Origin of the sequence: Stenotrophomonas sp. (genome assembly GCF_032103445.1) — a bacterium.
GTDB lineage: Bacteria > Pseudomonadota > Gammaproteobacteria > Xanthomonadales > Xanthomonadaceae > Stenotrophomonas.
On the sequence record NZ_DAMDFR010000004.1, the window covers coordinates 115,594 to 139,821 of the forward strand.

At 62.3% G+C, this 24,228-nt stretch carries 29 protein-coding genes and 1 pseudogene; 8 read left to right on the forward strand and 22 right to left on the reverse strand.

The genetic code is table 11. From position 1 onward, the window contains the following. Window positions 1-11: 11 nt before the first annotated feature. The 10 genes from RT551_RS02900 to RT551_RS02945 all read right to left on the reverse strand — a co-directional run bounded on the left by RT551_RS02900 (window position 12) and on the right by RT551_RS02945 (window position 4,788). The gene (locus RT551_RS02900; protein WP_157806598.1) at window positions 12-317 is read right to left on the reverse strand and encodes a hypothetical protein; all 306 of its coding nucleotides are present in this window, start codon (window positions 315-317) and stop codon (window positions 12-14) included. Then, a complete protein-coding gene (locus tag RT551_RS02905) occupies window positions 317-502 on the reverse strand; it encodes a hypothetical protein (RefSeq protein WP_049452601.1) in 186 nt (61 codons plus the stop codon). Before RT551_RS02905 ends, RT551_RS02900 begins: the two co-directional genes overlap by 1 nt. A 36-nt stretch (window positions 503-538) precedes the next feature. Beyond that, window positions 539-790, reverse strand: a complete 252-nt coding sequence (locus tag RT551_RS02910) for a hypothetical protein (protein WP_100468039.1) — start codon at window positions 788-790, stop codon at window positions 539-541. Between the two features lie 476 nt (window positions 791-1,266). Further along, a complete protein-coding gene (locus tag RT551_RS02915; RefSeq protein WP_100468038.1) occupies window positions 1,267-1,641 on the reverse strand; it encodes a hypothetical protein in 375 nt (124 codons plus the stop codon). Continuing rightward, a complete protein-coding gene (locus tag RT551_RS02920) occupies window positions 1,638-1,877 on the reverse strand; it encodes a hypothetical protein (RefSeq protein WP_040008402.1) in 240 nt (79 codons plus the stop codon). Before RT551_RS02920 ends, RT551_RS02915 begins: the two co-directional genes overlap by 4 nt. A gap of 40 nt (window positions 1,878-1,917) precedes the next feature. Beyond that, window positions 1,918-2,058 (reverse strand): hypothetical protein, encoded by a 141-nt coding sequence (locus RT551_RS02925; RefSeq protein ID WP_162792537.1) that lies wholly within the window; start codon window positions 2,056-2,058, stop codon window positions 1,918-1,920. Between the two features lie 815 nt (window positions 2,059-2,873). Further along, window positions 2,874-3,260, reverse strand: a complete 387-nt coding sequence (locus RT551_RS02930) for an H-NS family nucleoid-associated regulatory protein (protein WP_049427012.1) — start codon at window positions 3,258-3,260, stop codon at window positions 2,874-2,876. 61 nt (window positions 3,261-3,321) lie between these two features. Next, window positions 3,322-3,468, reverse strand: coding sequence for an ankyrin repeat domain-containing protein (locus RT551_RS02935; protein WP_080354855.1), 147 nt, complete (start codon window positions 3,466-3,468; stop codon window positions 3,322-3,324). Next, window positions 3,465-4,160, reverse strand: coding sequence for an ankyrin repeat domain-containing protein (locus RT551_RS02940; protein ID WP_049427010.1), 696 nt, complete (start codon window positions 4,158-4,160; stop codon window positions 3,465-3,467). Before RT551_RS02940 ends, RT551_RS02935 begins: the two co-directional genes overlap by 4 nt. Window positions 4,161-4,224: 64 nt before the next feature. After that, complete coding sequence (locus RT551_RS02945; protein WP_146264675.1) at window positions 4,225-4,788, reverse strand: hypothetical protein; 564 nt, start codon at window positions 4,786-4,788, stop codon at window positions 4,225-4,227. A 313-nt stretch (window positions 4,789-5,101) separates the two neighbouring features. Here RT551_RS02945 and RT551_RS02950 point away from each other — a divergent pair, with 313 nt between their 5' ends. Both RT551_RS02950 and RT551_RS02955 read left to right on the forward strand, forming a co-directional pair. Then, the gene (locus RT551_RS02950; RefSeq protein ID WP_049427005.1) at window positions 5,102-5,356 is read left to right on the forward strand and encodes a hypothetical protein; all 255 of its coding nucleotides are present in this window, start codon (window positions 5,102-5,104) and stop codon (window positions 5,354-5,356) included. Window positions 5,357-5,362: 6 nt separating this feature from the next. Beyond that, the gene (locus RT551_RS02955; RefSeq protein ID WP_080354857.1) at window positions 5,363-5,641 is read left to right on the forward strand and encodes a hypothetical protein; all 279 of its coding nucleotides are present in this window, start codon (window positions 5,363-5,365) and stop codon (window positions 5,639-5,641) included. Window positions 5,642-6,295: 654 nt separating this feature from the next. Here the strand turns inward: RT551_RS02955 and RT551_RS02960 are convergent. The 5 genes from RT551_RS02960 to RT551_RS02980 all read right to left on the reverse strand — a co-directional run bounded on the left by RT551_RS02960 (window position 6,296) and on the right by RT551_RS02980 (window position 11,264). Next, window positions 6,296-6,865 carry a DUF488 domain-containing protein gene (locus tag RT551_RS02960; RefSeq protein WP_024957540.1) on the reverse strand — a complete coding sequence of 190 codons (570 nt, stop codon included), beginning with the start codon at window positions 6,863-6,865 and terminating at the stop codon, window positions 6,296-6,298. 106 nt (window positions 6,866-6,971) lie between these two features. Continuing rightward, complete coding sequence (ligD, locus tag RT551_RS02965; protein ID WP_008264674.1) at window positions 6,972-9,518, reverse strand: DNA ligase D; 2,547 nt, start codon at window positions 9,516-9,518, stop codon at window positions 6,972-6,974. Between the two features lie 12 nt (window positions 9,519-9,530). Next, window positions 9,531-9,707, reverse strand: coding sequence for a DUF3606 domain-containing protein (locus RT551_RS02970; RefSeq protein WP_008266817.1), 177 nt, complete (start codon window positions 9,705-9,707; stop codon window positions 9,531-9,533). Between the two features lie 18 nt (window positions 9,708-9,725). Then, window positions 9,726-10,670, reverse strand: a complete 945-nt coding sequence (locus RT551_RS02975) for a Ku protein (RefSeq protein WP_024957538.1) — start codon at window positions 10,668-10,670, stop codon at window positions 9,726-9,728. Window positions 10,671-10,754: 84 nt separating this feature from the next. Continuing rightward, window positions 10,755-11,264, reverse strand: a complete 510-nt coding sequence (locus RT551_RS02980) for a DUF892 family protein (protein WP_049427000.1) — start codon at window positions 11,262-11,264, stop codon at window positions 10,755-10,757. A 615-nt stretch (window positions 11,265-11,879) separates the two neighbouring features. Here RT551_RS02980 and RT551_RS02985 point away from each other — a divergent pair. Then, on the forward strand, window positions 11,880-13,262 hold the full coding sequence (locus RT551_RS02985; protein ID WP_197697522.1) for a YbhB/YbcL family Raf kinase inhibitor-like protein: 1,383 nt from the start codon (window positions 11,880-11,882) through the stop codon (window positions 13,260-13,262). 44 nt (window positions 13,263-13,306) lie between these two features. Here the strand turns inward: RT551_RS02985 and RT551_RS02990 are convergent, their stop codons facing one another. Then, window positions 13,307-13,684 (reverse strand): response regulator, encoded by a 378-nt coding sequence (locus RT551_RS02990; protein ID WP_024957536.1) that lies wholly within the window; start codon window positions 13,682-13,684, stop codon window positions 13,307-13,309. A gap of 161 nt (window positions 13,685-13,845) precedes the next feature. Between RT551_RS02990 and RT551_RS02995 the strand changes: the two genes are divergently transcribed. Continuing rightward, on the forward strand, window positions 13,846-14,988 hold the full coding sequence (locus tag RT551_RS02995; protein WP_008267080.1) for a PAS domain-containing sensor histidine kinase: 1,143 nt from the start codon (window positions 13,846-13,848) through the stop codon (window positions 14,986-14,988). A gap of 1 nt (window position 14,989) precedes the next feature. Further along, window positions 14,990-15,352 (forward strand): response regulator, encoded by a 363-nt coding sequence (locus tag RT551_RS03000; RefSeq protein WP_008264577.1) that lies wholly within the window; start codon window positions 14,990-14,992, stop codon window positions 15,350-15,352. A gap of 39 nt (window positions 15,353-15,391) precedes the next feature. Here the strand turns inward: RT551_RS03000 and RT551_RS03005 are convergent, their stop codons facing one another. Further along, a complete protein-coding gene (locus RT551_RS03005) occupies window positions 15,392-15,844 on the reverse strand; it encodes a BLUF domain-containing protein (RefSeq protein ID WP_040008429.1) in 453 nt (150 codons plus the stop codon). 144 nt (window positions 15,845-15,988) lie between these two features. On the opposite strand from RT551_RS03005, the gene RT551_RS03010 reads away from it, so the two are divergent. After that, window positions 15,989-16,822: a hypothetical protein gene (locus RT551_RS03010; RefSeq protein ID WP_008267208.1), complete on the forward strand. Its 834-nt coding sequence runs from the start codon at window positions 15,989-15,991 to the stop codon at window positions 16,820-16,822. Here the strand turns inward: RT551_RS03010 and RT551_RS03015 are convergent. The 3 genes from RT551_RS03015 to RT551_RS03025 form a co-directional block, all read right to left on the reverse strand. Next, window positions 16,819-19,020 carry a fimbria/pilus outer membrane usher protein gene (locus tag RT551_RS03015; protein WP_313455598.1) on the reverse strand — a complete coding sequence of 734 codons (2,202 nt, stop codon included), beginning with the start codon at window positions 19,018-19,020 and terminating at the stop codon, window positions 16,819-16,821. The two genes, RT551_RS03010 and RT551_RS03015, sit on opposite strands and share 4 nt — an antisense overlap. A gap of 9 nt (window positions 19,021-19,029) precedes the next feature. Beyond that, window positions 19,030-19,686, reverse strand: a complete 657-nt coding sequence (locus RT551_RS03020) for a fimbria/pilus periplasmic chaperone (protein WP_197570717.1) — start codon at window positions 19,684-19,686, stop codon at window positions 19,030-19,032. A gap of 116 nt (window positions 19,687-19,802) precedes the next feature. Then, the gene (locus RT551_RS03025; RefSeq protein ID WP_008266871.1) at window positions 19,803-20,300 is read right to left on the reverse strand and encodes a spore coat U domain-containing protein; all 498 of its coding nucleotides are present in this window, start codon (window positions 20,298-20,300) and stop codon (window positions 19,803-19,805) included. A gap of 351 nt (window positions 20,301-20,651) precedes the next feature. On the opposite strand from RT551_RS03025, the pseudogene RT551_RS21565 reads away from it, so the two are divergent. Then, window positions 20,652-20,764: pseudogene (locus RT551_RS21565) on the forward strand (hypothetical protein); the annotation flags it as partial. Window positions 20,765-20,781: 17 nt separating this feature from the next. Then, window positions 20,782-21,732, forward strand: coding sequence for a GIY-YIG nuclease family protein (locus RT551_RS03030; protein WP_197570716.1), 951 nt, complete (start codon window positions 20,782-20,784; stop codon window positions 21,730-21,732). A gap of 538 nt (window positions 21,733-22,270) precedes the next feature. Here the strand turns inward: RT551_RS03030 and RT551_RS03035 are convergent. Beyond that, a complete protein-coding gene (locus tag RT551_RS03035; protein ID WP_100468032.1) occupies window positions 22,271-22,783 on the reverse strand; it encodes an H-NS family nucleoid-associated regulatory protein in 513 nt (170 codons plus the stop codon). A gap of 292 nt (window positions 22,784-23,075) precedes the next feature. Further along, the gene (locus RT551_RS03040; protein WP_100468031.1) at window positions 23,076-24,161 is read right to left on the reverse strand and encodes a DUF697 domain-containing protein; all 1,086 of its coding nucleotides are present in this window, start codon (window positions 24,159-24,161) and stop codon (window positions 23,076-23,078) included. Window positions 24,162-24,228: the final 67 nt, after the last annotated feature.

Consider the following 24,228-nt stretch of genomic DNA (forward strand, 5'->3'; position numbering starts at 1 on the left):
GATCGCTGCCATCAGAAGCGCCGTTTGGCAGCGATTCCCACTGCGGGTGCCAGCGCTTGATGCAAGTCGTGCGCGCGAAGAAACGCGTGCAACCACTCTTCGGCGTCCTTGACGCCCGTCAGCTCCCGAACCACCACGCCCGCGACGCAATCCCCGGCGACGGCGAACAGGTCATTGTTCAGATCGCTACTGGACAGAGGGGAATGGAAATCGGCCCCCTCTTGGAACGCCTGAAGCAGGTGCTGCCTGGCAAGAAGATCCCGGCGCGCAGCCCAGGCGAGGCGCACGAGTTCAGAAGGTGGCCAACGAGGGCTCATCAAAACTCATAACCGTCTGGCACGCCAGAAGGGATGCCCTGCATGGGGCCCGAGTAGCCCACCTGCTGAACCAGGTTCTGGGCGGTTTTGGACATGCGTCCCAAGCGCTCCGGAACTTGGTCCAGGGCGAACAGAACCATGCCAAAAAGGGCGATGTTGAGCAGTTTGTTGAAAAGTTTTCGCACGAGCGGGGTCCTCCGTTGTTGTCAGGGATTCGAGTTTCAAAAAAGCTGGTGATGCTGGGCAATGCCAAACAGGCAAAGCGCCCAGGTGGCCGCAATCACTGCGGGAGCCAAGCAGAGCGGCACGCCGAGGGCAATGTCCGACAGCTTGGCCTTGGGGTCGGTCACCATCTCCCATCCCAGCTTGGCCGCTCCCATCCCTGACATGGCGTCGAACAGGAATCGCAGGAGCGCTGAGGTGGTGGCGATGGAGGACCGGGCGGGCGCTTGGGTGTGGCTGCGGGTATTCATCAGAGCGCATCCAGTCGGTCAGCAATGGCCAGTCCGGCGACCAATCCAGCCAAGAGGCAAAAAGCAAAGAACGTCAACATGGGGCTTCCTTTTTTAAAGAGCATCAGCGCTCCTCTCTGATCTCAAGGTAAAAGAAAACAAACTTTTCGCAATAGATTTACCCTACATTTTCCTGACTAAAACAAAAACTGACGGAAAACCGCAGAAAATACGAAAACCCTGAAATAACTCACATTTACAGCCAAGCACCGGGCCCGGCGGAAGCCGAGGCCCCTCCCGCCGCTTCTCCACGCCATTTTTTGCCTTTGCTTTGAGCCGCTTTTGACGTTGCTTTTTCTCCTCAAGAGCTCAAAAGAACGCGGCAAAGCCGCGCCTGAAAAGCTCCCTCTGGCGAGGAAAGACCCTGGGCCGGGGCTTCCGCCCCAGCCTCCGGGTGGCTGTCCTTGGCCCCACCCCCCAAAAGGGAGTCCGATTCGTCAAGCGCTGGCGTGGATGCATCGCCAGACCAACTGGCGAACGGCTTCTGGCTGACGAATGCCGATTCGGTTGGCGTCGATGAGCAGGGCCATGGCGACCTGGGGAGCCACCTGCACACTGGGGAGCGCGGTTTTGTAGCGCTCTCGCCCCTTCGCCGCCTCTCCGGTCCAAGGCGTGGGGCGTCGAGGGGAAAACGGTTCTCGAATCTGGGCGTGTTGCTCGATGAGCTGGGCCAGTGCAGCGCGCATGCTCAGGCCTTGCGCGGCGGCCAGGGCTTGAAACGCGGCTTTGCTAGGCGCGTCAATCCACGTTTCGTGGATGGTCTCCACAAGTGGCATGTTGTTCCGCTTGGGTTGTAGCGTGTAGCGGCTCATCCGCTCCTCCTCTTCTCCTTCAGGTCTGCTCTTACATACAACCCCGAATCCATAAAAACGAGGGCCATCTCGCGAAACGAAACGCCCGCCGGAAACTCTTGACTCCAGACCACAATCCCATCTTTGAGGTAGCTGTATTCCTGGCGAGTCACTACGCCAAAGCCATCTTCTGAGTCGCACATGTATTTGACCCGGTGGCGGTAACCGGCGTTCTCGATTTCAATCAACTCTTTCATTCGAACCCTGCTTGTGAGGGCCAGAGGACGTAGCGCCTTCTCATGCGGTCCTCCGGCTGGGCTTGGCCATCCATCCTTGGGCGGCCGCTTCTTCAGCGGTCAGCAACGCGGAAGTGCCCAGGAAACGCGTGAGCTGGTAATGGCCGATGGTGTGGGGATACCGCTGGAGGTGGGCGTGCATGTCCTTGTCGAAGTAGCACGTGGACCCAGAGCGGCGTTGATAGGCGAAATAGCGGCGGCGACGCGTTGCTGGGGGTTTCATGCAGCCCCCCCGCAATCGTCGCAACGCTGCATTTCTGCCGGATACGTTGAGAAGGGGTAGGCCCCTTTCTGCCCCACTTCCCCGCAGCACCCGCACTGCATGAGCCCCCGGGCGGTTTGGCAAATCGCGACCTCCGGGCCTTGCCAAACCACGCCGACCACCACGGCTTCCCAGGAGCTGCCGCTCCGGGCAACCACAGTGAGCCTGTCGCCGTTCCGAACATTCGGGGCGGGCACCCGGGCGCCCCATTCGCCCGACTTGAGTTGGAGGGGCCTGGCGTGGTGGTGGGCCATTAGAAGACCCCCCGATAACCAAGGGCAACAAAGCCTGACCGGCCAATAGCGCAAGCAATCATTAGAAAACCTTTGAAGAGGGGGCATTCCCTCACTACCCACTCAAACTAAGCCCCCTCAAAAAAATCGCAATACTTTCACCCTACGTTTTATCGACTAAATATCAAAACCGCCATAAGGGCCGCAGATCGCCGGAAAACTTGAACCGCAGCACATTTCCCGCCCAGCACCGGGCCCGGTGGAAGCCGAGGCCCCACCCGCCCTTTTTCCAACGCACTTTAAAAGAACGCGGCCCGGGGCCGCGCCTGAAAAGCCCCCTCCGGGGAGGAACGGCCCAGGGCCGGGGCTCCCGCCCCAGCCCCCGCTCTGCCTTGCCTTGGTTCAACGCCCACAAAAAAGCCCCGGAAAACCGGGGCTTTGTCTGCAACGCTGAAAATCCGATCAGGCCTTGAACGGATGCGCCGGCCATTCTTGGTCCGGGTGTTTCTTTTTCCACGCCTTCCCTTCAGCGGTTTCTGCCCACGCGAGGAAAGCGCTGGGTTGCCGGCCAGTGCCTGCCCAGGTGGTGCCGTCCGGGATTTGGAACTTGGGAGGGCGGCTCGTGCCCGTCTTGGTTGTGGCAGCGTGGCGCGGCTCCAGCAGCGCCTTCAGATCGTTCTTCTGCTTGGTCGTGTAATGCGGCCCAAACTGCTGCAAGGTCTCGTAGACGCCAGCAAAGCTGGCCACTGCTTCGGCCGCCAGCGCGTCGCCTTCGGCCTTTTCCATTTCGGCCACCAAGGCCTCCGCTTCGGCCTTTTTCTTGCGGATTTCTTCGAGCGTCAGTGCCACGGTTTTCCCTTGGGGTTGGTCAAACCCCGATCCTGCCGTTTTGCGAGACCACTGTAAACCCTCAACGGCTCAACCCCGGCTTCCCCTGGGCCAGTGCCACGGGGCTTCGCCCCTGGAAGTCACTCAGCGTCACGTCCACGCCCTCGGCGATCAACCGCAAGCAGCTTTCCGTGCCGCCTTTGTCGGACGCCAAATGGAGCGGGGTCATGCCGGCATGGTTGAAGACGTTGACCCGCGCCCAGCCTCAAGGAGGGGGTCAACCAAGCCCGTGTGCCCCCGCTCTATCGCCTCGTGCAGCGCGGTGTTGCCGCCGATCCGCGGCGCATTGACGGCCGCCCCCAGGCCCAATGCTGCCTGGAGCAGCTTCAAATCGCCTTTCTCCACGGCTTCGTCCAGGAAGGCTTGCCGACCGCAGGTCTGCTGGAGGTGCTCAGCGTGGTGCTGGCGCTCGCGAAACGCCACCCCGTCCATCGCGATGGCTGCCAGAGTGTCGGCGCGGTCCTCTTCATCGAGCTGCTCATCGATGTAGTCCAGCACGATCCCGCTGATGCGTTCGTTGTTTTCGTCGTGAAGCGCGGCATCCACGCTCTCCGGGGTGATGGGCCCCAGCATCGCCAGCTCCGCTTTCTCGCCGTCGTAGTCCAGCGCCAACCTCACCCAGGGCCACCCCTGCTCGGCAGGCCCTGCGACCCAGGTCAGGTCCCCAAACCCGTCCACGCCTTCCACCGGCTGCTGGAGAAACGCCACGGCAGCCTGGAGAACCTGCGCAGGGTGATGGTCGCCCTCGCCCAACGTGCGTTGAACGTGGTTGGCGATGGTCGACGTCGGGGGCGAGGCCCACGCCTCGGGCTCAAAGGTTTCGAGAAGCTCCGTGATGCTGGGGGTGGTTTTCGTGTCCATCCCCAGGTTCTACCGTGCAATCGTCGAAAGTAAAGCGGCTACCGGGGGCGCCCCAGGAGCGGCTTCAGCAGTTCCCCACCTCGTGCGTCACCAAGAACCCTTCGGAGCCCCGTGTCTTATCGGATGCAGCCTGCTGGGTGGCGCGATTGGCCTTCATGGCCATCGTCTCGGCCCAGACACGCAATCCGATGTCCTGCAGAAGGATATCTTCCCTCTTTCTCGCGGTCGATTCGATGATCCAGTGGCGGCCATACGCGCCATGCATCAATGGCGCCCCTGGCCATCCTTTCCGGGCGACGGTCATGGCCAGTCCGGCGATCAATCGAACGTCAAAGCATCGCCTCGTTTCTTCCTCGGATAGTTCCAAGCGCGGAGCAAGCAATGCATCTCGGGCCTTCGTATCGGCCTGTATGACCCGCTCAAGCTCTGCTGGGGTTGGAGCCCCCATGCGCGTCCACACTTGCGCTGGCGAGCATGCCTTGACCCAGTTCCAAGCGCTTGCGGTGTCGTCAGACGGATCAGCCGGGTGCAGGTAGAGCCGACTTTCAAACACGGCCCGGAGGGTTTCCGGGTGCTTCCACTGGCGACCGTGGATGTAGTGTCCGCAAGCCAGGATCTTGTCGCACACGGGCACCACCACGGGTGCTGGCACGGTCAGAAATCGTTCAACGCCCGCCGCACTATTTCGGCCACGCTGACCTGCACCGATCCGCTTTTTCCGGCGGTTGCGCCATTGGTCGGCCCTCGGAATCGGTGGCCGATACCATCAATCGCGCGGACATGAAACTCTACGACCGCCGAAAGCGGGAACGGCAGAGAGCCTGCCCTCAGATCCGGGCATGGGGCCAGTTGTGGGCTGCCCTCCTTACGCCGATGATCGCCTTCTAAGCGTAGTAAGCGGCCTTTCAGTGCCGCCCAGTCTCACCGATGGAGAGGGCAACATGGAGAAGCGGGTGTGCTTTGATTTCGAGATTGATTTCAGCAACGGGGGCGGGATTCAGGGCCAAGGCTTCCGGCTGGACATCGCCGGTGATGACATCACCGATAAGGCGTTGGCCGACTACATCGTGCGCGACATGCGCCTGCTGATGGTGGGCGAGGTTCGCATCCTCAACAAGGAAATCATTGAGGAGCCTCATAAGCGCCCGGCGCACGGCCAAGACGGTTCAACTGTCCACGACCCAAAGGACGGGTGAGCGGCCATGCATCCTGATGTTCTTGGCTGGACTGCAACCGCCGTGTTGATAGCCACGTTGGTCCGGCAAATGATCAAACAGTGGCAGTCTCCCCATCCGGAAACGGTCTCCAAATGGCTGTTTGTCGGTCAGATGACCGCGTCGACCCTGTTCACCGCCTACAGTGCACTTTTGGGGTCAACGGTGTTTGTGGTGACCAATGCCCTGCTGCTGCTCACGGCCGTGGTGGGACAGATCCTGGCTTGGCGTCGACGTCGACGAACCGACGCACCGCCTCCCTGCTGACCCAGTATTGGCTGCACCAAGGAAAGCCGTGGTAGGCGTTTAGCAGCCACTCTTCGTCAGATCCGAAACGGACGCCGCCTGACATGCTCGACCCGGCCTCCGACCGTGACCAGCGTCGAGATGGCCCAGTCGCTGGAAGCGGACACGGGCGGAAGCAACAAGATCTCAACGCCGGCCCCCATCGCCGCGCCTTTCCATACCTCCACTGTGCCATCCTCGCTGGGACTGCGGTGGAGGCCCCAATCCGAGGCGAAATCCGTCAGCGCTTGCTGTCCATGTATCCTATCGAGCGCGCTGCAAAGCGAATCATACTGAGCACTCCTCACTCCCCTCCCCCTTGCATCGTTTTCTAACCTGCGCTTCACCATCCATCCCAGACTACTTCATGGCAGACATGAAGATCGAAAGCCAGTCTGAATCCCTCAGGAGAACGCCAACTTTCTGACGGGGCAGCCTCCGATCCATTACCTGAAGCTGGGACCAGGGACGACCGCCTAAGCCGATTCAGGCAGGGTTGCGCGGCTGCCCGTCGTCTATCAACAACACCGTGCGGCAAGCGCGCGCCAACTGCAAGGCAGCCGACATGTCCGCATAGCTTCGATAGGGAGAAAATGCGCCGGGCGGGCCCGACACGCGATCGCCCTACTGGTTGGTTCAGAACAGCTCCGTCTGAGCCGGTGGGTAGACAAGCGCTGGCCCGACGGCCTGCGCCATCGGGTTCAGCGGATGCGGTTTGGGTTCGGCGTGGGACACGATGTGCAGCACCTCATGGCCCCGGTGCGTCAGCAGGTCGGAGATGAGACGTCGGTGGCAACGCCACCACGGTGCCTCCGCGCACATCAGCGCGGTCCGATGTTCGCCCCCCAGTGCAAGCACCTTCGATAGCCCGCCGGCGAACTCGGCGGTCGCCATGTGGTCTGCGTAGCCCTGAAACGCGGCGTTGTCCCACGCACCATTGGGCGAATCCGGCTGCACCTTGCGCCGCCCGCCCAGTTCAGGAATCCAAAGATACTCCACGCCGTGCGCTGGCAGCGTTTTAGCCATCTGCTCGGATGCGAACCAAGGGTGACGACGCGATCCTGGGAAACGACGCACGTCCGCGATCGCCGAGATGCCTTGTGCGAACAGCAGGTGTAAGAACTCGTCCCAAGGTCGAGTGGAATGCCCGATGGTCCAGACGGTCACCGGGGTCGGAGCGGGAGCATCGCACTGCATGAGGCTCATTGGACAGGAGCCGGCATCAAGCCCGCGTGCTCATCACGTGCTCGGCAGCTGCCAACGACGCTCGCGTCTGCCCGTCTACGCTCGGACACGACCGCGGGGATAGCGGCTAGTCGTTTCGGGCCCATTTCGACAAGTTCTGCTTCAACGCATCGATGCCCTCCCAGGGATCCTTGCGGCGACGTTTCAGCTTGCCCGGCACGTCCTTGATCGTGAACGCGTCAGCCCGTTTGAGGTTTGGCAGCTCGCTCCACGCCAGAGGCATCGCGACAGGCGCGCCCGGTCTACCCCGCAGGGAATACGACGCCGCTGCGGTGGCACCTCGACCGTTACGCAGGTAGTCGACAAAGATCCGCTTGTTTCGAAGGGCTTTGGTGGCGGTGGCCAAGAACCGCTGAGGTTCCGACTGGGCCAACGCGTCGGCGAATCCTTTGGCGAAGCGCTTGGTCAGGTCCCAGTCGCACCCGGGATTCAAGGGCACCACGACATGAAGGCCCTTGCCTCCAGATACCCGCAGGAAGGACTCCAGCTCTAGTTGGGCCAGAAGCTTCCGGATATCAGTGGCAGCCTTTTTTACCTCCGCGAAAGGCACATCTGGGCCGGGGTCTAGATCGAATACCACCCGGTCGGCACGGTCAGGCTCCTCCGCGTGGCTTCCCCACGGATGGAACTCCAGGGCATTGAACTGGACCAGCTCCAGCAAGCTGGCCGCGTCGCGCACTACGAGGTAGTGGGCGTTGATGCCGCTGTCCTCCTTCAGCTTGACCGAGTCCACCAGCTCCAGCCCGGCGGTGTGGTGCTTTTGGAAGAAGCAAGGCTTGCCAGTGCCGGCGGGACAGCGAATGATCGACAAGGGCCGGTTGATCACCTCGGGCAGCAGGTGATCCATCACTGCCGAGTAGTAATCCCAAACGTCTTGCTTCGTATAGCCGTCGCCAGGGAAAAGGACCTTGCTCGGGGAGGACAGTTTGGGGGGCACGCGTTCGACTTGAGGCGTTGCGGCGGTCTTGCGGGCAGAAGACGCCGCCGATGCCCGTTTGCCACGGGCCGGTTTCGCCGGGGCGGCGCGATCCGAATCCGCCAAATCATTCACTTCCTTGTCGGCCCGCACGGCTTTCAAGGAGGCTTGGCGCAGCAGTTGCTGCCCCCCGATGCCGCGATAGAACACCTCCACCACGAAGCGCGGCTCGAACCACGTGGCAGAGCGAAGATCGGTGTCCTCGGTGGGCACGTAGGCCGTCGGCTTCTTGCCTCCCCCTTGGATCCTCTTGCTCACGTCCTTGATCAAGGCGTCGGAGAACCCGGTGCCCACCCGGCCCACGTAGAGCCAACCGTGTTTGGCGTCGGGCTTGGCCAGTAAAAGCGAGCCAAAGCCGCTGCGGCTGCCCTTGGGGGCCGTGTAACCGACCACGGCGAACTCGTCGCTGGCCAGCTGCTTGGTCTTGCGCCAGTCGTCGCTGCGGCCGAGGTGGTAGCCGCGATCGGCGCGCTTGGAAATGATGCCTTCAAAGTGCTGTTCGCCAGCCAGGCGGTAGGCTTCGTTGCCGTCGCCTTGGACGTGAGAGCTGAAGGCCAAGTGGCCGGCCTGGCCCGCCAGCAGCTCCTGCAGGAGCGCCTTGCGCTCCAACAGAGGTGCTGCGGCCACGTCCACGCCATCGATGTAGAGCAGGTCGAAGAGCGCGTAGGCCAGCGCGCCTTGCCGCTCCCCGGACAATGTCGCCTGGAGCAGGTTGAAGTCCTCCTTGGTGCCCGATCCGGCGATGAGTTCGCCATCCAAGGCAGCAGAGGTAAGGCCCAACTCCGCCACGGCGTCGCGTATCTCGGGGATCTTGTCGGTCCACTCCAACGCGTTGCGGGACCAGAGCCGGACGGCCCCATCGGCGACCGTTGCGAGGATCCGATACCCGTCCCACTTGATCTCATGGACCCATTGGTCGCCCTGCGGCGGGGCCTCCCCCAGCGTGGCCAACTGGGGCTCGAAGGGGCCGGAAGGCGGAGCCGCCTCTTTCGCTTTGGGCAGGACCAAGGCCTTCTTGGCCCAGTTCTTCCGTCGCGCACGCTTTGCAGGGAGGGCTTTGAGCTTCTTCTTGTCGGCTTTACCGCCGCCGGCCCTCCTGATGTCTGCCGTTGGGGCCGCCGACACATCGGCGAGCAGATCGTCCGCTTCCAGATCGCTCGCATACGCATCGTCGTCCTTGAACAACAGCCACTGCGGCTGACGGGCAGGCTTGCCGGAGCGGACCAGGTGCCACCCGCCTTTGAGCTTGGTGCCAAACAGCTCGAAGCGCAGGTGACCCTTGGCAAGTTGTGCCTCTGGGTCTCCTTGGGTGGCCCAGACGCCGTGATCAAACTGGGCCACGTGCCCACCACCGTATTGCCCTTTGGGGATCTCGCCTTCGAAGCTGGCGTAGTCGACGGGATGGTCTTCTACTTCCACGGCCATGCGCTTGACCTTGGGGTCGTAACTGGGGCCTTTGGGGACGGCCCAACTCTTCAGGGCGTCGCCGATTTGCAGCCGGAAGTCGTAGTGCCGGCGGCTGGCGTGGTGGAGTTGGACCACGAAAATGGCGCGCTGCCCTTGGGGCAGCGCTTTGCCAGGCTCCGGCTCCTTGGTCTGGTCAAAGCGGCGCTTGCGGCGGTATTCGACCAAGGACATGACGGCTCCTCGTTACTTGCCCAGGTGCTTGCGAACGGCCGCAGCGGTGGGGCCCACGGCTTTGACGGCGGCCCGGAGCTCGTCGGCGGACACGCCCAGCGCCTTGGTCCAATACTGGAGTTCGTAGTCTTCGTTGACGTTGATGCGGTCGCGGTCCGGGCTGCCGGTGTTCTTCTTGTCGTCGCTCATGGGATTCTCCTTGGGTGATCAGGCGCTCTTTAGAGCCTTCTTGGCGGGGGCTTTCTTTGCGGCTTTCTTTGCTGGGGCCTTCTTTATGGCGGCCTTCTTGGCAGGCTTGCTGTCTTTGGTGGAGGACTTGGAGGCGGTCTTCACCGGCGTTGCTTTCGCCGGGGTGCGCTTGTTGGTTTCCAAGCTCTTCTGGAGCAGCGCCATGAAGTCCACCACGTTGGTCGCCGAGTCCTCGCGATGTTCCGGTTCCTCGAAGGTGGTCGTGGCTCCGGCCTGCTTCACCCGCTTCTTGATGATGTCGGACAGGCGCTCGCGGAACTCGTCCTGGTAGCTGTCCGGCTCCCACTCAGAGGTCATGCTCTCAATCAGCTGCTTGGCCATTTCGAGCTCTTTGGGCGCAACCCGGTAGTCCGACGCCCCCCCCTGCGGCAGTTTGTATTCGTCCGGAGCCACCAACTCCTGCGGGTAGCGAAGCAGGATCATGATCAACGCATCGCCTTCGGGCATCACCGCGCAAATGTATTCGCGCGTGCGGATGACCACCCTGGCGATGCCCACCTTGCCGGTTTCCTTCAGGGTCTCTCGGAGCAGGACATAGCCCTTTTCGGCCTTCTTGCCGGGCACCAAGATGTAGGGCTTTTCGAAGAACCTCAGCCCGATGCTCTCGGCGTCGACAAAGGCCTCCACGTCGATGGACTCGTGCGTCTCGGGGGCGGCCGCGGCGATGTCTTCTTTCTCTATGACGACGTAGCTGCCCTTGTCGTATTCAAAGGCTTTGACGATGTCCTTCCAAGGCACTTCTTCGCCGGTTTCGGCGTTGACCCGCTCGTAGCGAATGGGCTTTTTGTTTCGTGCGTCCAACATGCGAAAGCTCAGATCCATGCGACGCTCGCCGGACATGAGGGACACCGGAACGTTGAGCAGCCCGAAGGACAACGAACCACTCCAGATGGGCCTGGGCATGCCAGCCGCCTCCAATCCTAGGGCCTTTCGTTGTAGGCCCGGCCGCGTCGGCCGGGCGTGAACCCGGCCGGCGCGGCGCAGCGGTTACTTTTTGGCTTCGACGCCCGGCGTGGCGTCGCGCACCATGAACTCTTCGGTCACCTCGGGCAGGTGGGCCGCCAGCCAGTCGGCCATCGCCTCTTCCTGCACGAGGATTTCTTCGCAGATCCGGGCCGTTTCTGCATCGCCCACCGTCTTCGCTGCGGCGATCAGGGCCGTGTAGGAGGCGATCTCGAAATGCTCGAAGACGTAACCGGCCATCGCGCCTTTGACGATCTCGTCGGAGGCCGTCATGCCGCCGACGGCCTGACCGAAGGCTGCCATCTTGCCCATCACGTCCTTGAGGGTCGACGGCGAGCCGCCCAAGCGCTTGATGCACCCCTCCAGCAGTTCGCGTTGACCGATGGTTTCCTGAATGTGTTCCTCGATGCGCGCCTTCAGCACCGGGTAGTGCTCGATGCGGGACGCCTGCCCCTTGAGCATGGTCTCCGCCTGCTGCTCCATCGCGTGGGCGTCGCGGAGCCAGTCCAACAGGTTCTCTTTGAGCTCTGCCATGAATCTCCTCCTATCGTGTCGGGCGAAGCCTTACCGTATCGAGGCTGGGATGCGGATCAAGCGATCCCCGAGTGAAGGCTTGGCGAACGGCGGAGCGTCCGAGACCGCCGATGTGTGGGCCTGGCGATCGATGGTCTTCGTGGTGAACGGCGCGCATGCAACGCATTCGCAGGCCATTGACCGCTCCCGCCCCATGCTGAACGCTCCTCAGCGCCAGGCCATCCTCATGACCCGTTCCGCGCTTTTGCTCGTCTTGCTGGCCCCCTCTCTCGCCTTCGCTCAGCAGGGGGACGGAACCGACGTCCAAGCCAACGTCCACACGTTCAAACCGGCCAAGGCAGAGGCGACGCCTGAGCACGTTCAGGCCCTGAAGGTGCCCAGCGGCTTCCAGGTGCGTCCCCTTGCGCAAGGCCTTCAGAATCCCCGGATCATCGCCGTAGCGCCGGACGGGCGGATTTATATCTCACGTCGAGATCAAGGCGACGTGCTGTTGCTGGAGGATGCCAATGAAGACGGAGCCTTGGACGCCGAACCGAAGGTGGTCTTCTCACGTCCAGGAGCGCACGGGCTGGCCATCGCCAACGGGCAGCTGTATGTCGCCACGGCCAACGACGCGTGTATCGCGCCCCCATACGCCCGGACGGCACGTTGGGTCCAGAGGAACGGATCATCAACGACCTGCCCGATGGCGGTCAGCACCCCAACCGCACGCTGGCCTTTGGCCCTGATGAGATGCTCTACATCAGCGTGGGCTCGTCCTGTAACGCGTGCAACGAGACCAATCCCGAGCATGCGGCGCTGCTGAGGTCCTCGCCGGATGGCAAGAGCCGGTCCATCTTTGCCAGCGGCCTGCGGAACACCATCGGCTTTGCTTGGAACTCCAAAACGGGGGAGCTGTGGGGGATGGATCACGGCATCGACTACTTGGGCAACGATGAGCAGCCCGAGGAGCTCAACCGCATTCAGAAAGGAAAGAAGTATGGTTGGCCCCACATCTGGGGCAAGGACGGGGTGAATCCCCAGAGCACCCCGCCAGGGCAGATCAGCAAACAGCAATGGGCGGCGACAAGCGAGCCCATGGTGCTCGGCTACACCGCCCACGCGGCCCCCATGCAGATGCTGTTCTACACCGGCCAGCAGTTCCCGGCAGCTTACCGGGGGGACGCCTTCGTGACGATGCGCGGTTCCTGGAACCGCAAGCCTGCGTCGGGCTACGAGGTGGTGCGGGTTCGTTTCAACGCCGGCAAGCCGGTCGGGTTTGAGCCCTTCCTGACAGGCTTCCTGGTCGACAACGGCCAGGCGCATATCGCAAGGCCCGTCGGTCTGGCGATGACGAAGGGCGGTGCACTTTTGGTCGGCGACGATGCCAACGGCGTCATCTACAGAGTGACTTACGGCCCAGGCCAAGCGTCCGCCTCCCCCGCGACCGCAGTGCCTAGCGGGCCCTTGATGGCCCAAGTCAATCAAGGCTCGGGCGTGCCGTTGGCCAAGGATCGGATCGGCAAAGCCGCCACGTTCGAGTTCCGCTCCCCGTCGTTCTCCTCGGGCCAAGCATTGCCTCCCCGCTTCAGCGCGTATCACGACGATGCATCGCCCGCTCTTTCTTGGAGCCCGGTGCCTGGTGCCAAGTCCTATGCGCTGATCATGGAGGATCCGGATGCAGCCAACGTCAAACCCTTCGTTCACTGGGTCGCTTACAACATCCCAGCGACCACGCAATCGCTGCCGGAGGGCCTGCCGGTCGATCCGCGACTCCTGAAGCCGGAGGGAATGCTGCAGGGGGTGAACAGCCGGGGGTCTGTGGGGTATTTCGGCCCCAAACCGCCAGTGGGCGATCGACCCCACCATTACCACTTCCAGCTGTTGGCCTTGGACACCGTGCTTGATATGAAGGCCGGGGCAACGCGGGACGAGGTGCTGAAGGCCGCGAAGGGCCACATCCTAGGCGTGAGCGAGACCGTGGGCACCTACCAGCAGGTCGAGGCCCCGCTGAAATAAAAAAGGGACCCGAAGGTCCCGACCGGTGCCCAAGGCCCGGAAACTCAATGAACCTCCAGTTCCTGGCAAAGGGACTGGAGGGCCGCGGCGATCTCTTTTAGGCGAAACGGCTTTTCAAGGAAGGGCGTGCCTTTGAAGCGTTCGGGCAGCCGGTTGGCCCCAAGGCCGGTCGTAAACAGGAACGGCACCCCCAACTCGACCAAGCGATCGGCCACGGGGTAAGACTCGACCCCGTTCAAGTTGACGTCCAGCACCGCAACATCGAAGGCCGCCTCCTCGGCGCATACCAAGGCTGTGGGCAAATCTTCGGCCGTCTTGGAGACGTCGTAGCCGACTTGGGCAATGGCCTGCTCCAAGACCATCATGAGAGTGGGTTCGTCCTCTACAAGAAGAACCCTTACTGCTTTGCCGTCCAATCCCATGACTTTCTCCCTACAAGCGCTCTGAGTGGATGTGCCACGATTGGACAGTGTGGCCCGAGGGCTCGCCCGATTTGTTAAGAGGGCGCAAAAGGATGACGGCCGTCGCTCTTCTACACTGCGCACTCTGTCGCCCTTCGGTGGCCCTGCCGAGAGGATGACCCATGAACCAACCAGCGAAAGCGAAAACCGATTTGAGGGACGAGAGCCGGCAGTTTGCCCTGCTGGTGAACTCGGTCACCGACTACGCCCTATACATGCTCGACCCCAGCGGGGTGATCCAGACCTGGAACCCGGGTGGGCAACGAATCAAGGGCTACCAGGCTGCCGACGTGGTCGGCACCAACTTTTCCCGCTTCTACCTGCCCGAGGAGGCCCAAGCCGGCCTACCAGAGCGAAACCTGCGGACCGCGGCCTTAGAAGGGCGCTACGTCGCCGAGGGCTGGCGATTGCGGCAGGACGGGACCCGCTTTCGTGCCAGCGTCGTGATCGATCCCATCTGGGAAGACGGGGAACTGGTGGGGTTTGCCAAAATCACCCGCGACATCACCCAGCGCCACGAAGCGCAGGAGCAGCTGCTCCAAGCCCAGCGCGATCTCCTGCAGGCGCAGAAGATGGAGGCCATCGGCAAGTTCACGCTCGGCTTGGCCCACGATTTCAACAACCTGTTGACCATCGTGGCCAACTGTTTAGACCTCATCAGCCTGCGGGTGAAAAACGGAGGCGTGGCCAAGCTCATCGATACCGCGCAGCGGGCCGCCGAGCGCGGGGCCCTTCTGACTCGGCAGTTGCTGACCTTCGGCAAGGGACAAACCTTGGTGCCAGAGGCAGTCGACTTGGCCGCCTTGATGGCCGAATGCGAAGCGATGCTGCGCCGCTCCGCCGGCGACGCGATCGCATTGACCGTCGAAGTTTCCCGGGGCCTTCCGACCCTGTCGCTGGACAAGGCACAGCTGGAGGCCGCAATCCTTAACCTGGTGTGCAACAGCCGCGACGCCATGCCGAAGGGCGGAACGATCCTCATCACGGCGTCTGCGCGGCAAACCCGTGATCCTACGTTGCCCAACACCAGTGAAAGACCTTACATCTGCCTGAGCATCCGAGACGACGGTTCAGGGATTGAGGCAGACCAGCAGGCCAGGGTATTTGAACCGTTTTTCACCACCAAACCCATTGGAAGGGGCAGCGGGCTGGGCTTGAGCCAAGTGTTTGGCTTCACGGCCCAGTCCGGCGGGTTCACCGAGCTCCAGAGCGAGCTTGGGAAGGGAACCCGCGTTAGCCTTTGCTTCCCCGCACCAGAGCATTGAGATGCCGATCCACGTGTTGTTTGTTGAAGACGAAGACGATCTCCGCAGCGTCGTCGTCGAGGCCCTGACCTCTCAGGGCTTCCAAGTCACTCCCGCCAGCAACGGGGACGAGGCCCTCGTCCTCCTGCGCGGCAGCGCCAAGTTCGCGGTGGTAGTGACCGACTTCAACATGCCGGACAGCGCCGACGGGCTGGAGGTCGCGGCGGAAGCCGCGGTTGCTCAACCCCAGGCCCGCGTCATGCTCGCGTCTGGCCTTCAACGCTCGCAGCTGCCCCCGCTGCCCGAGAACGTTCGATTTCTCCCGAAGCCTTACCGCTTCCGACAGCTTGTTACGGCGATCCACGAAGACTTGGGCTGCACGTAGGGGGCGGATTCCTTGCGCGGCCAGGCGGTCGCCACTGGTTCATCGTCCTACCAGTGCGCGTCTGCTCACTAGGAACAGCAGCCGGTCGATCGCCGTTGCGTTCAACGCTTCTCCATCCCCGCGCACCTTGAAACCAGCCCAGTCGCCCACCGCGACCTCGCTCAACTCTTTGACTTCCACAGGCAACCAGCGCATAGGCCAGTAAGGCAAGCGGCGATCCTTGATCGTCCCTCTTTGCAGTTCGATCAGATCGTGATGACTCGAGGCTCCGAGCACCCTTGAGAACGCCACGTCCAACCCGTCCGGGGGGCCTTCCATGTATTGGAGGAAGCGCGTGCCGTCGAACAAGAGCACCCCACTGACACCTGCGTCCCGGTTAAATCGAGTTGCGTCGTCGACCAGCTCCTGGAGCTTGCCGCTCCGGAGGCCAAGCAGATCGCCGCGCAACGCGTCGGATGCCTCGCTGACATACACCACGGCCCTGATGGGCATTGGGCGCTCCTTCTCAACTGGTCTGGCCATCCCCCCTTCCACGAACTCTAGTCCCGCCCACGCATTTAGGCAATCTCGTTGGGAGATAGTGCCTACAGGCGGCTGTTAACTTGATCCCGAGTTCCAATCGAGTAACCTTTGATTATGGCCCTTTACAACATCGCGGAACGTTTAAGCACGGCTAAAGAACTAATCAGCAGGGGCGATGACGCGTCATTCATCTACGCCGCGCTGGAACTACGATTCTGCTTGGAATCTGTGGCTTATCAGAACTTGGCTGCATACGGTGAAGACGTTTCCACCGAGCTTGCTCGCGAATGGCGACCGGACCAGATCATCAAAATGCTGGCCACGTTCGACCCCAACTCTGATCAAACAGCCAGCTTTTCCATCTCGGTCACGCCGCTGCCCGAAGACCTCGATTTCGCCTCAACTGACTTGAAGGCCGCTTTCAAGGACAAGGATTTTTTGCCGATAGGCGAGGCCAAACGCATTCCTTGGGGCAAGTTTCGCAGTTACTACAACTCGTTGGGGAGCTTTCTCCATTTGCGCAAAGATCTGACGAACGCACGGCCGAAGATCGAAAGGCTCCGTGTTCTCATCGGTGAGCTGGAAGAGGTTGCGAGCTCGACGCTGATCGCTGCCGGCAAGGATCTCGCGACGGGCAAATGCGTCGACTGCGGCCATGTGCTGATTCTCGGCCCGGCAGAGCAAGCGGGGGACAAGCCCGTTTTCTGCCCGAATACCAAGTGCAACTCGAGCTATTTGGCCATCAAGGGGGACCCGGAGCGACGGGTGCAGAAGGTCGAAGCCCTGGGGCTGCGCTGCGAATGCGGGGCCATCGTTCCTATCTTGCCAGAGAGGCTCCTCAAGCCTGCGGTTTGCCCGGAATGTGGGTTGACCGTTTGCGCAGTCATTGCTGCAAAGGCAAGAGTGCTAGGGGTGCCGCCCACTCGCGAGGGAGATCTGAGCGGCTAGTTGCACCTTAACTTCGCCACTTCGTCCACGCCCAGCAGTGGAGACGGCAACACGGCTTTGCACACGTCCGACACCTCAACGGCCATCCCCGGCTCGGGGTGTTCCAGGTAGAGCGCTCCGTCGTAGCCCACCATTGCTTGTTCGTTCGGCGTAGATGCCAGGGTGCCCGGCGCGATGCTGGCCCCTGTCAGAGTGAAGGCCCGGGCGTTCTGCGTCAGCACGGGGAAGGTCACCCGCACACCGCCTTGGCGGGGGGCCACCGATTGCTTTTCGGTCTCCCCGATCTCCACGCCCACCGGCAGCTCCTTGTCCTTGAGGCTGACGGTGGTGGGCAGCAAGGAGGGAACGTCGGTGACCAGCACGCGCCCCTGCCGGTTGGTGATGCCCACCGGCGCCCCGTTGACCCGCACCGGCAAGCCCGCTTGCCCGGGCACATCCACCACGGCGAAGCTGGCGTAGGCGGGTCGCCCGAAGGCCACGCCGCGGTGGTCCAGGAACACGGCGCCGGAGAAGTTGGCCGCCACCTGGGTTTGCCCGTCGTAGCGGTCCAGCATGATCCGGGCGTCGCCGTAACGCGTCATGGCATCCGCCGTGGCCCGGGTGCTGCCCTGATCGCCCTCGGTGTGCTCTGCCGCCAAGCGAAGGCCGCCCTCGGTGCGGTAGGTCGCTCGGGTGGTCAGGGCATCCTGGCCTGGGGCCTGGCGGGCCCGCACACCCACGCTGGCCTTGCTGCCGAAGCGATACGTGTAGCTCGCCGATACCTGGAGATCGCCGCCGTTGAGGTCCTTCAGCACGTTGGCGGACACCTGGCCTGCAGTGCCCAAGTTCGCGCTCACGCCCAAGGAAGCGAAGGCCAGGCTGGAGCGCCCCGTGTCGATGGCGCTGTAGATGCCACGCAAAGTGAAGCGGCGATCCGGGCGGTAGGAAACGCTGGCTTGGGTGCGCGAAACGATGGGCAGCGCCGTCTCGCTCTGCAGTCGCCAGAAGCCGTCGTTTTCTTCGTGTTCCAGCCGCACGCCAAACGCGGGCCCTCGGTAGTCGTAGCGGGCAGCCCAGCGCGTCCCGCCGTCGCTTGAGCGGCCCACCTCGCCGTCAAGCACGCCCCAGGTGCCCGGGGCCCAGGTGGAACCCACGGTGACGTTGCCCTTGCCGTTCTCGTCCACCTGCCCACCGGCTCGGATGGTCCAGCGGTCGTTGACGCCCTTGGCCCAAGAAGCACTGACGCCGGCCGTGCCGTAGCGATTTTCGTCTTCGCGGACCTGGCCGGCGGCGATTTCCCAGGCGGAGAGCCCGGGACGCAGCAGGGTCGGGGCGACATAGAGCCGTGCAGTGGAAACGGCGGTTTCCCGGCCGTAGGCGTCACGCACCACCACCGCCGTCTGGCTGGCTCCAAATGCCACGTTTCGACCGTCCACGGTGAAGGGGCCGGCCTTGACGTCTTGGCGTGTGATTTCAGCCTGGTTGGACAGGACCTTGACCTGCCCCGGGTCCAACGCGATCCCCCCTAAGGTCGGGACGGGCCACGTCGGCGTGAGCGGATCCAGCGCTGCCGGGTCCTTCGCGAGGCGAATGCCGCCCAGCGCCACCGGGCCGATGCGGGGCGTGGCGTAGACATCGCCGGCTTGCCAAGTCCGTTGGCGCGGCAGGTCGTCTTTCTGCCAAGCGGTCATGCCGCGGCGCATGCCAAACCCGTTGGGGGATTGGTTGAGCTGCCCGGTGGTGGAGACCACGCCCCAACGCCCTCCGGTGCGCGCGTCCAGTGCCAAGGACGTCGCTTGTTGCCCGCCTGCAATCTGGGTGGCGAGGTTGTAGTTGACCAAGACGCCCCCGATGCCGGGCGACACCTGAGAAACCGGAGTGCCGTGCTGGCTGAGCTGCTGCGCCGGCTTGCGGTCAGCCGGAATGGTGAGCTGGACGGTGGCGTTCTCGGGGGTGTAAGCCACGGTCACGCCCAAGGCTTGGTCGGTCAGGTCCTGGCCCTCCTCGCCCGGGCGAAGGGTCACGCCGAGCTTCTGCCAGGTCGTGGATTCGGCCACCCAGGCCCCACTTTGCTGCCAGAGCAACACGGGGTCCTTGGCGGGCAGCCCGTTGGCCCGGATTGGCGCGGCCAGCACCGGCTCCACCCCCTCTGGGATGGCCGCGTGCGCGCTGCCGATGGACAGGGCCAGCGCGAGGCCCAGGACCCTTCCCCGCCGCATGTGTCGCCCTCAGTTCACGGGGACGGCGACGGGGGACCCGTTGACCGTGATCGAGAGCGAGGCCGCTTTCAAGCCGGGCTTGAGCTCAACCAGCTTGCTCTGACCAGGGAGCACCCACCCCAGCGCCCCTTCGCGCCACGCCGGCATGCCTTGAGGACCGACGGCGGTCAGGCGCGCGGCGGTCGGACCGGTGTTGGTCAGCAGAAGACCGTTGGCGGTCAGGCGGGCCGTGAGCACCGGAGGACCGGCCTTGGCGTCTTCAAACCCCACCGGCAGGTTCTGGTGGATCAACAACTGCACCTGGCCCGCCGTGGACGGCTGGGGCAACTGGCGCAGCAGCACGCGGTAGTAGCCCGGCGTGCCGATGCCTTGGGTGCGCACCAACCGCACGGCCCGGCGGGACCCAGGCGGGATTTCGACAATGGACGGCGCCGCAAGCACCGCGGTGGCGGGGCCGGTCACGTCCTGCCCGCTGGGATCTTGGGACCAGTCCAGCACCGTCACCTGAAAGCGCTCGGGGATGTCCCCGTGGTTTTCCAAGGTCAACGCCCCTGCCTTTTCTCCAGCCGGGGCCACGATGCTTGTGGGAAACAACGACACGTTGCCCGCCCACGCAGGAGCGGCGCACAGCATAAACAATGGAACCACCAACAAACGCTTCAACATCATTCCTCCAAATCGATCACCTCCCTTGATCCAACCAAAACATTTAAAGTTGTCAACCCACCCTCAAAAGAAAACCCCCGGAGATATCCGGGGGTTTGATAGAAAACCTGCGTGGGTCAGTAAGTCAGGGTGACCGCAATGGTGTCGGAGAAGGTCCCGCCGGGCACCTTGTTCAAATCATAGAAGGCATAACCGATGCCAATCATCTGCTGCTCACCGGTTCCCACGCCCTCCCAAGCGTCGGCCCCACTGCCCCACACTTGACTGGCACCAGGATCTTTGAAGAGGCCGTAGGCGACGAAGTTTCCGGCCCCATCGGACACGGCGCGGTGATTGGGACGAGCAATCGCGGCGCCGTAGTTCAACCCATCGCCGGGCACGATGCTGAAGGCGGTGCCTTGGTTGCAGCGAACCATCAACGCACCATTGGAATAGCCCTGCGTGCCGGACGCCAAGCCGTTGTATTCACCGCCGCCCAGCTGGGTCACGAGCAGGCTGCACTCGTTGTTCACGGTCGCAGAAATCATCAGGTCTTCGGTGACGTCAGCGGCGGACGCCGAAGTGGCAGAAAACGCGGCCATCAAGGCCAGAGAAAAAGAAAGGGTCTTGCGCATGAAAAATCCTCCTCGGATATTGGGAAAAAGGGATACGGCCCGACTTGGGCTTACTTCACCAATACTCGATAAATCCATTTCCGCAAGAGGATCGGGCAACAAGAGTTGCAGGGGCCAACCCAAGCGCTTGCACCGAGGGCACGAGTGAGCTAAAAAGCAATCGCCGGTCGCAGAAGCGTCGGTGTTGTGCCCGCATAGCCAATAGGCTCCGGGTGCCCGAGGTCCACCCAATGGGGGCGCGGGAATCTTTTTTTGATTCCGGAGCCATCCATGACGACCAAGCGCCTCAAATCCATCCGCACATCCGCCTTCCATGCCCAGTCTGGCCGCTGCTTCTATTGCGGCCTTCCGATGTGGCTCGCGGCTCCTTCAGAGCTTGGGCTGAAGCCCAGCAAGGCCCGAGCCTTTCAATGCACCGCCGAGCACCTGGTCGCCCAGCAGGACGGGGGCCGAGACGTATCCGGGAACGTGGTGGCCGCGCATGCCCGGTGCAACCAGTGCAGGCACAAGCGAAGCGGGCCAGCTCCTTCCCCTGAAACGTTCCGGTCGCTGGTTCAGAAGCGGCTGGCAGTGGGAAGATGGTGGTCCAGACTGCCGCCAGGGATTGCACGTGCTCCTGTATGACCTCATCAAGCTATACGAACCTTCGTTTGATCCGGCTCGCACCAAGGTTCACTTGGCCCGGAACAACAAGATCGACGATCCGATCGATGTCTGGCTGGACGGCCGGTTTGACGATTGGCAATGCTGGCAGCGGCAGCGAAACTTTGACCGGGACCTGGTCTTGTCCCTCGTCCAGGTCCCCAACACTTACCGTTGGATGTTCGCCGGCCTCTTCCGATCCGTGGGAAGCAAACCCGATGTAGATGCCGACGGAACACCCCACGTTGACTACAACTTGAAACGCATCGACAGCACACTTGCGTTAGAAGGACGCCTCTTCGTGACGGGGAAATACGTCAGCCGCACCTCCTACCTCAGGGGCGAGACCCTCTCGGGGGACATGGTGGTGCACGAACTTCTGGCAGAAAAGCTGGGAGACGGAGAGTTCCCAGGGTTCGGTCAAGTGGACATCGACAAAGATACCCTGGACCGCATCGTTGCCAGCGGCAACAACTCTTGGCGTGCAGCTCTTTCCAGTGTCAAAGGCATCTACCTTTTAACGGACAGCAAGACCGGCCTGCTCTACGTCGGAAAAGCGGACGGCGACGCCGGCATCTGGGGTCGCTGGTGCCAGTATTCGAGCACCGGGCACGGCTGGAACAAGGCGTTGGTCCAAGAGTTCGGCATCAAGGCCACCGAGCGCCAGCGCGATCTCCGCTTCTCGATCCTCGAAGTCATGGACCGGCGCTCCCAAGAGAGCCAGATCGACAAGAGGGAGTCGCATTGGAAGCGAATCTTGATGTCCCGCAACGGCTACAACCGCAACTAGCAATGTTCAGCTGAGCCGCAGCGAACCGTCATCTTGTGATCGTAAGCGGCATGCCCGAGGCACGCCGTTTTGGGCACAGGACGCTCTTTCAGACAGGCAGGCGCTCGGCGATCCAATCCATCCATCCGGATTGTGCAGCCGTCGCATTGGCACTCAAGGCTCCACGCCCGGGGGCTGCCCCACGGCCGCGGCTCGCACCTCTTGAAGGCGCAGGGACAGCTTACTGGCAGAGACCTTCCCTCCGCGACTGCCGCGCGCCTCGCGGACAATCGCCAGGGCCATGACCACGGCTTGGAGGAGATCCGATTTCGTCCGCCCCTGCTCGCTCCACTCGCCCGGAAGGGCGGCCAATGCAGCGACCGCGTCCTTCCCTGACAAGTATTGGACGCACGTCAAGGCGGACCAATGAAGCCCAAACTCGGTGCGCAGTCGCGTTCCAGCCTCCCCTTGCAAGAGCGTCCCGTCGGCCATTTCGAGCAACACGTGTGCAGCGGCCAACGCCTTGGCACGGGCATTCGCAGGGCCTTTGTGCACGGGATTAAGCAGCCGGCTTCGCCTTGGCCTTCTTGGCAGGTTTCCGAATCGGCTTTGCCGTCCCTGCTTTCTTGGCGACCTTCCCCACCCTCGCAGCTCCCTTAGCCGCGGCCTTCTTCACCTTGCCAGCGGCGGGCGGGAACTTGGCCCCAGGGTTGGCCTGCGCCCACGCCTTGCCTTCGGCCGACTTGGCCCATGCCGTGAAAGCCTTGGGTGCCAGCCCTCGGCCTGCCCAGGTCTCTCCCGTCGGGAGTCGATACTTGGGGGCGACTTTGCCGAGCTTTCGGCCTTTCAGCGGCCCCGCAGAAGGTTTCGGGGAACGCGCCGGCGTGACGTCGATGGCCTCGCCAATGAGCTTGGCAACCTGACGACGCTGGGCGGGACTGAGAACCTTCGCATACTTCTGAAGCACCGCGATGGCCTTGGGCACCTCACCGTCGCGTTTCTCCACCAACCGTTTTTGGGCTTCGAGTTGTTTGATTTCCGCGTTGATCGACTGAAGGGTGGTCAAGGCCAAGGGAAACACTCCGTTGAGGGCAAGCAACGGTTATAGCCCATTAGTGGGATGAGGGCCAAATCACAGACTCATACTAGGCACGACAGAAAACGTTGACTTGATGACTCCGCGAGGCGGCATCTTCAGCAAGATGCACTTCAGACAACGAGTCGCCGAAAGATGGCTTTGTTAAGTGTCCCCACACCCCACTTCAAGGGGGAGGACTTTCTGTTGCTGACGCAACCCAGGACATCCAACCGTCTCTCAGACGTTAGCAGCCCGGCTTATCACGCGGACAAGCCGGGCCTCGGCATCATTTCTTGAGCATGTCCCTCATGGCGTTCTTAAACCGAGTGCCGATCTCTTCGCCCGTTGGGGACGCATCCGGATCATCGGTGAAAATGGCAACCATGGCGGCCAGATACGCCTCTCCGAGTGCGGATGTCAGCGCAACAGCGGTCGTCCCTGAAATAGCCGCGCCTGCTGCGGTGCCTACACCTGGGATGAACTTGATCAAGTTACTCACCAAGGTGCGCCCAAGAAAGCTTGCACCTGCAACACCCACAGCCGAACTGACAAGCGAAGTGAGCATCGAGTTGGTCAGGTTGACGCCAAAGATCGACGTAATCTTTGCAATCATCCCAATCTGAACAGGAGCGATGATCATCGCGTCTGAAAAGGGAATCGGACTGACTCCAGCAGCACCAGACGCAGTGGCTGCGGCCATAATGATCTTCCGAGCCTCAGACTTTTTTGTGTTCAGATCCGCCTTTTGAGCAGAAGCGAAAGCACGCTTTGCACCTTCAGGGATCGCACCGATAGTGACCTCAACCAGGGTCGAAAGGCCCTTGGGCTGCAATACAACGTCGTCATCAAGCTCCTCTTTGATTGCGCGCACCTGGACCACATTCCTGCACTCTGGCAGAAGGCCCTCCACTTCCTTCTTGAAGCCTTGGTCGGAGCGATGCTTCGTGATCACGCCGATGACAGGAACAACTTTGGAAAGAGCAGCATGCAGTTCCACTTCCGCGGGTTCCACGCGGCGGCCGTCCTCCATCACACAAATCCAAGCAACATGGATGTGCTTCGTGGGGTCAACCTCGTTTTTACGAGCTTGGATGAAATCCGTGAGCGCACCAATGGTGCTCTTATAGTCAGCCATCTCCAAGCCACGGGTATCGAAGATCGATACCGGCATCCCTTCCTTGGTGATCTCCTTGGTCTCCTTCGTAACAGGCCGCCCCTGCCCCGTTTCAGCCAAATCCTCATGGAAAATGGCATTGACCAGCGTGCTCTTCCCGACTCCAGACCGACCAGCGATCAGGATGTTCACATGGCCCATCTGCTTGGCCGCATCTGCGACCGCGTCTGCGATTGTTGAAGCGAAGTTTCCGTCCATATTCCCCTGTATCCTTTTTCTTACCCAGTCAACCAACAATAACCCGCAGCTAAGCCACCGCGTGTAG

Excerpts from the sequence above, each read along its gene's own strand:
- RT551_RS02910 (WP_100468039.1), bottom strand. The coding sequence starts at position 790 with ATGAATACCCGCAGCCACACCCAAGCGCCCGCCCGGTCCTCCATCGCC.
- RT551_RS02925 (WP_162792537.1), bottom strand. The coding sequence starts at position 2,058 with ATGCACGCCCACCTCCAGCGGTATCCCCACACCATCGGCCATTACCAG.
- RT551_RS02940 (WP_049427010.1), bottom strand. The coding sequence starts at position 4,160 with ATGGACACGAAAACCACCCCCAGCATCACGGAGCTTCTCGAAACCTTT.
- RT551_RS02915 (WP_100468038.1), bottom strand. The coding sequence starts at position 1,641 with ATGAGCCGCTACACGCTACAACCCAAGCGGAACAACATGCCACTTGTG.
- RT551_RS02900 (WP_157806598.1), bottom strand. The coding sequence starts at position 317 with ATGAGCCCTCGTTGGCCACCTTCTGAACTCGTGCGCCTCGCCTGGGCT.
- ligD (WP_008264674.1), bottom strand. The coding sequence starts at position 9,518 with ATGTCCTTGGTCGAATACCGCCGCAAGCGCCGCTTTGACCAGACCAAG.
- RT551_RS02920 (WP_040008402.1), bottom strand. The coding sequence starts at position 1,877 with ATGAAAGAGTTGATTGAAATCGAGAACGCCGGTTACCGCCACCGGGTC.
- RT551_RS02960 (WP_024957540.1), bottom strand. The coding sequence starts at position 6,865 with ATGAGCCTCATGCAGTGCGATGCTCCCGCTCCGACCCCGGTGACCGTC.
- RT551_RS02955 (WP_080354857.1), top strand. The coding sequence starts at position 5,363 with ATGCATCCTGATGTTCTTGGCTGGACTGCAACCGCCGTGTTGATAGCC.
- RT551_RS03005 (WP_040008429.1), bottom strand. The coding sequence starts at position 15,844 with ATGCCCATCAGGGCCGTGGTGTATGTCAGCGAGGCATCCGACGCGTTG.
- RT551_RS02935 (WP_080354855.1), bottom strand. The coding sequence starts at position 3,468 with ATGACCCCGCTCCATTTGGCGTCCGACAAAGGCGGCACGGAAAGCTGC.
- RT551_RS03025 (WP_008266871.1), bottom strand. The coding sequence starts at position 20,300 with ATGCGCAAGACCCTTTCTTTTTCTCTGGCCTTGATGGCCGCGTTTTCT.
- RT551_RS03015 (WP_313455598.1), bottom strand. The coding sequence starts at position 19,020 with ATGCGGCGGGGAAGGGTCCTGGGCCTCGCGCTGGCCCTGTCCATCGGC.
- RT551_RS03020 (WP_197570717.1), bottom strand. The coding sequence starts at position 19,686 with ATGTTGAAGCGTTTGTTGGTGGTTCCATTGTTTATGCTGTGCGCCGCT.
- RT551_RS03030 (WP_197570716.1), top strand. The coding sequence starts at position 20,782 with ATGCCCGGTGCAACCAGTGCAGGCACAAGCGAAGCGGGCCAGCTCCTT.
- RT551_RS02975 (WP_024957538.1), bottom strand. The coding sequence starts at position 10,670 with ATGCCCAGGCCCATCTGGAGTGGTTCGTTGTCCTTCGGGCTGCTCAAC.
- RT551_RS02970 (WP_008266817.1), bottom strand. The coding sequence starts at position 9,707 with ATGAGCGACGACAAGAAGAACACCGGCAGCCCGGACCGCGACCGCATC.
- RT551_RS02995 (WP_008267080.1), top strand. The coding sequence starts at position 13,846 with ATGAACCAACCAGCGAAAGCGAAAACCGATTTGAGGGACGAGAGCCGG.
- RT551_RS02950 (WP_049427005.1), top strand. The coding sequence starts at position 5,102 with ATGGAGAAGCGGGTGTGCTTTGATTTCGAGATTGATTTCAGCAACGGG.
- RT551_RS03040 (WP_100468031.1), bottom strand. The coding sequence starts at position 24,161 with ATGGACGGAAACTTCGCTTCAACAATCGCAGACGCGGTCGCAGATGCG.
- RT551_RS03010 (WP_008267208.1), top strand. The coding sequence starts at position 15,989 with ATGGCCCTTTACAACATCGCGGAACGTTTAAGCACGGCTAAAGAACTA.
- RT551_RS02980 (WP_049427000.1), bottom strand. The coding sequence starts at position 11,264 with ATGGCAGAGCTCAAAGAGAACCTGTTGGACTGGCTCCGCGACGCCCAC.
- RT551_RS03000 (WP_008264577.1), top strand. The coding sequence starts at position 14,990 with ATGCCGATCCACGTGTTGTTTGTTGAAGACGAAGACGATCTCCGCAGC.
- RT551_RS02990 (WP_024957536.1), bottom strand. The coding sequence starts at position 13,684 with ATGGGATTGGACGGCAAAGCAGTAAGGGTTCTTCTTGTAGAGGACGAA.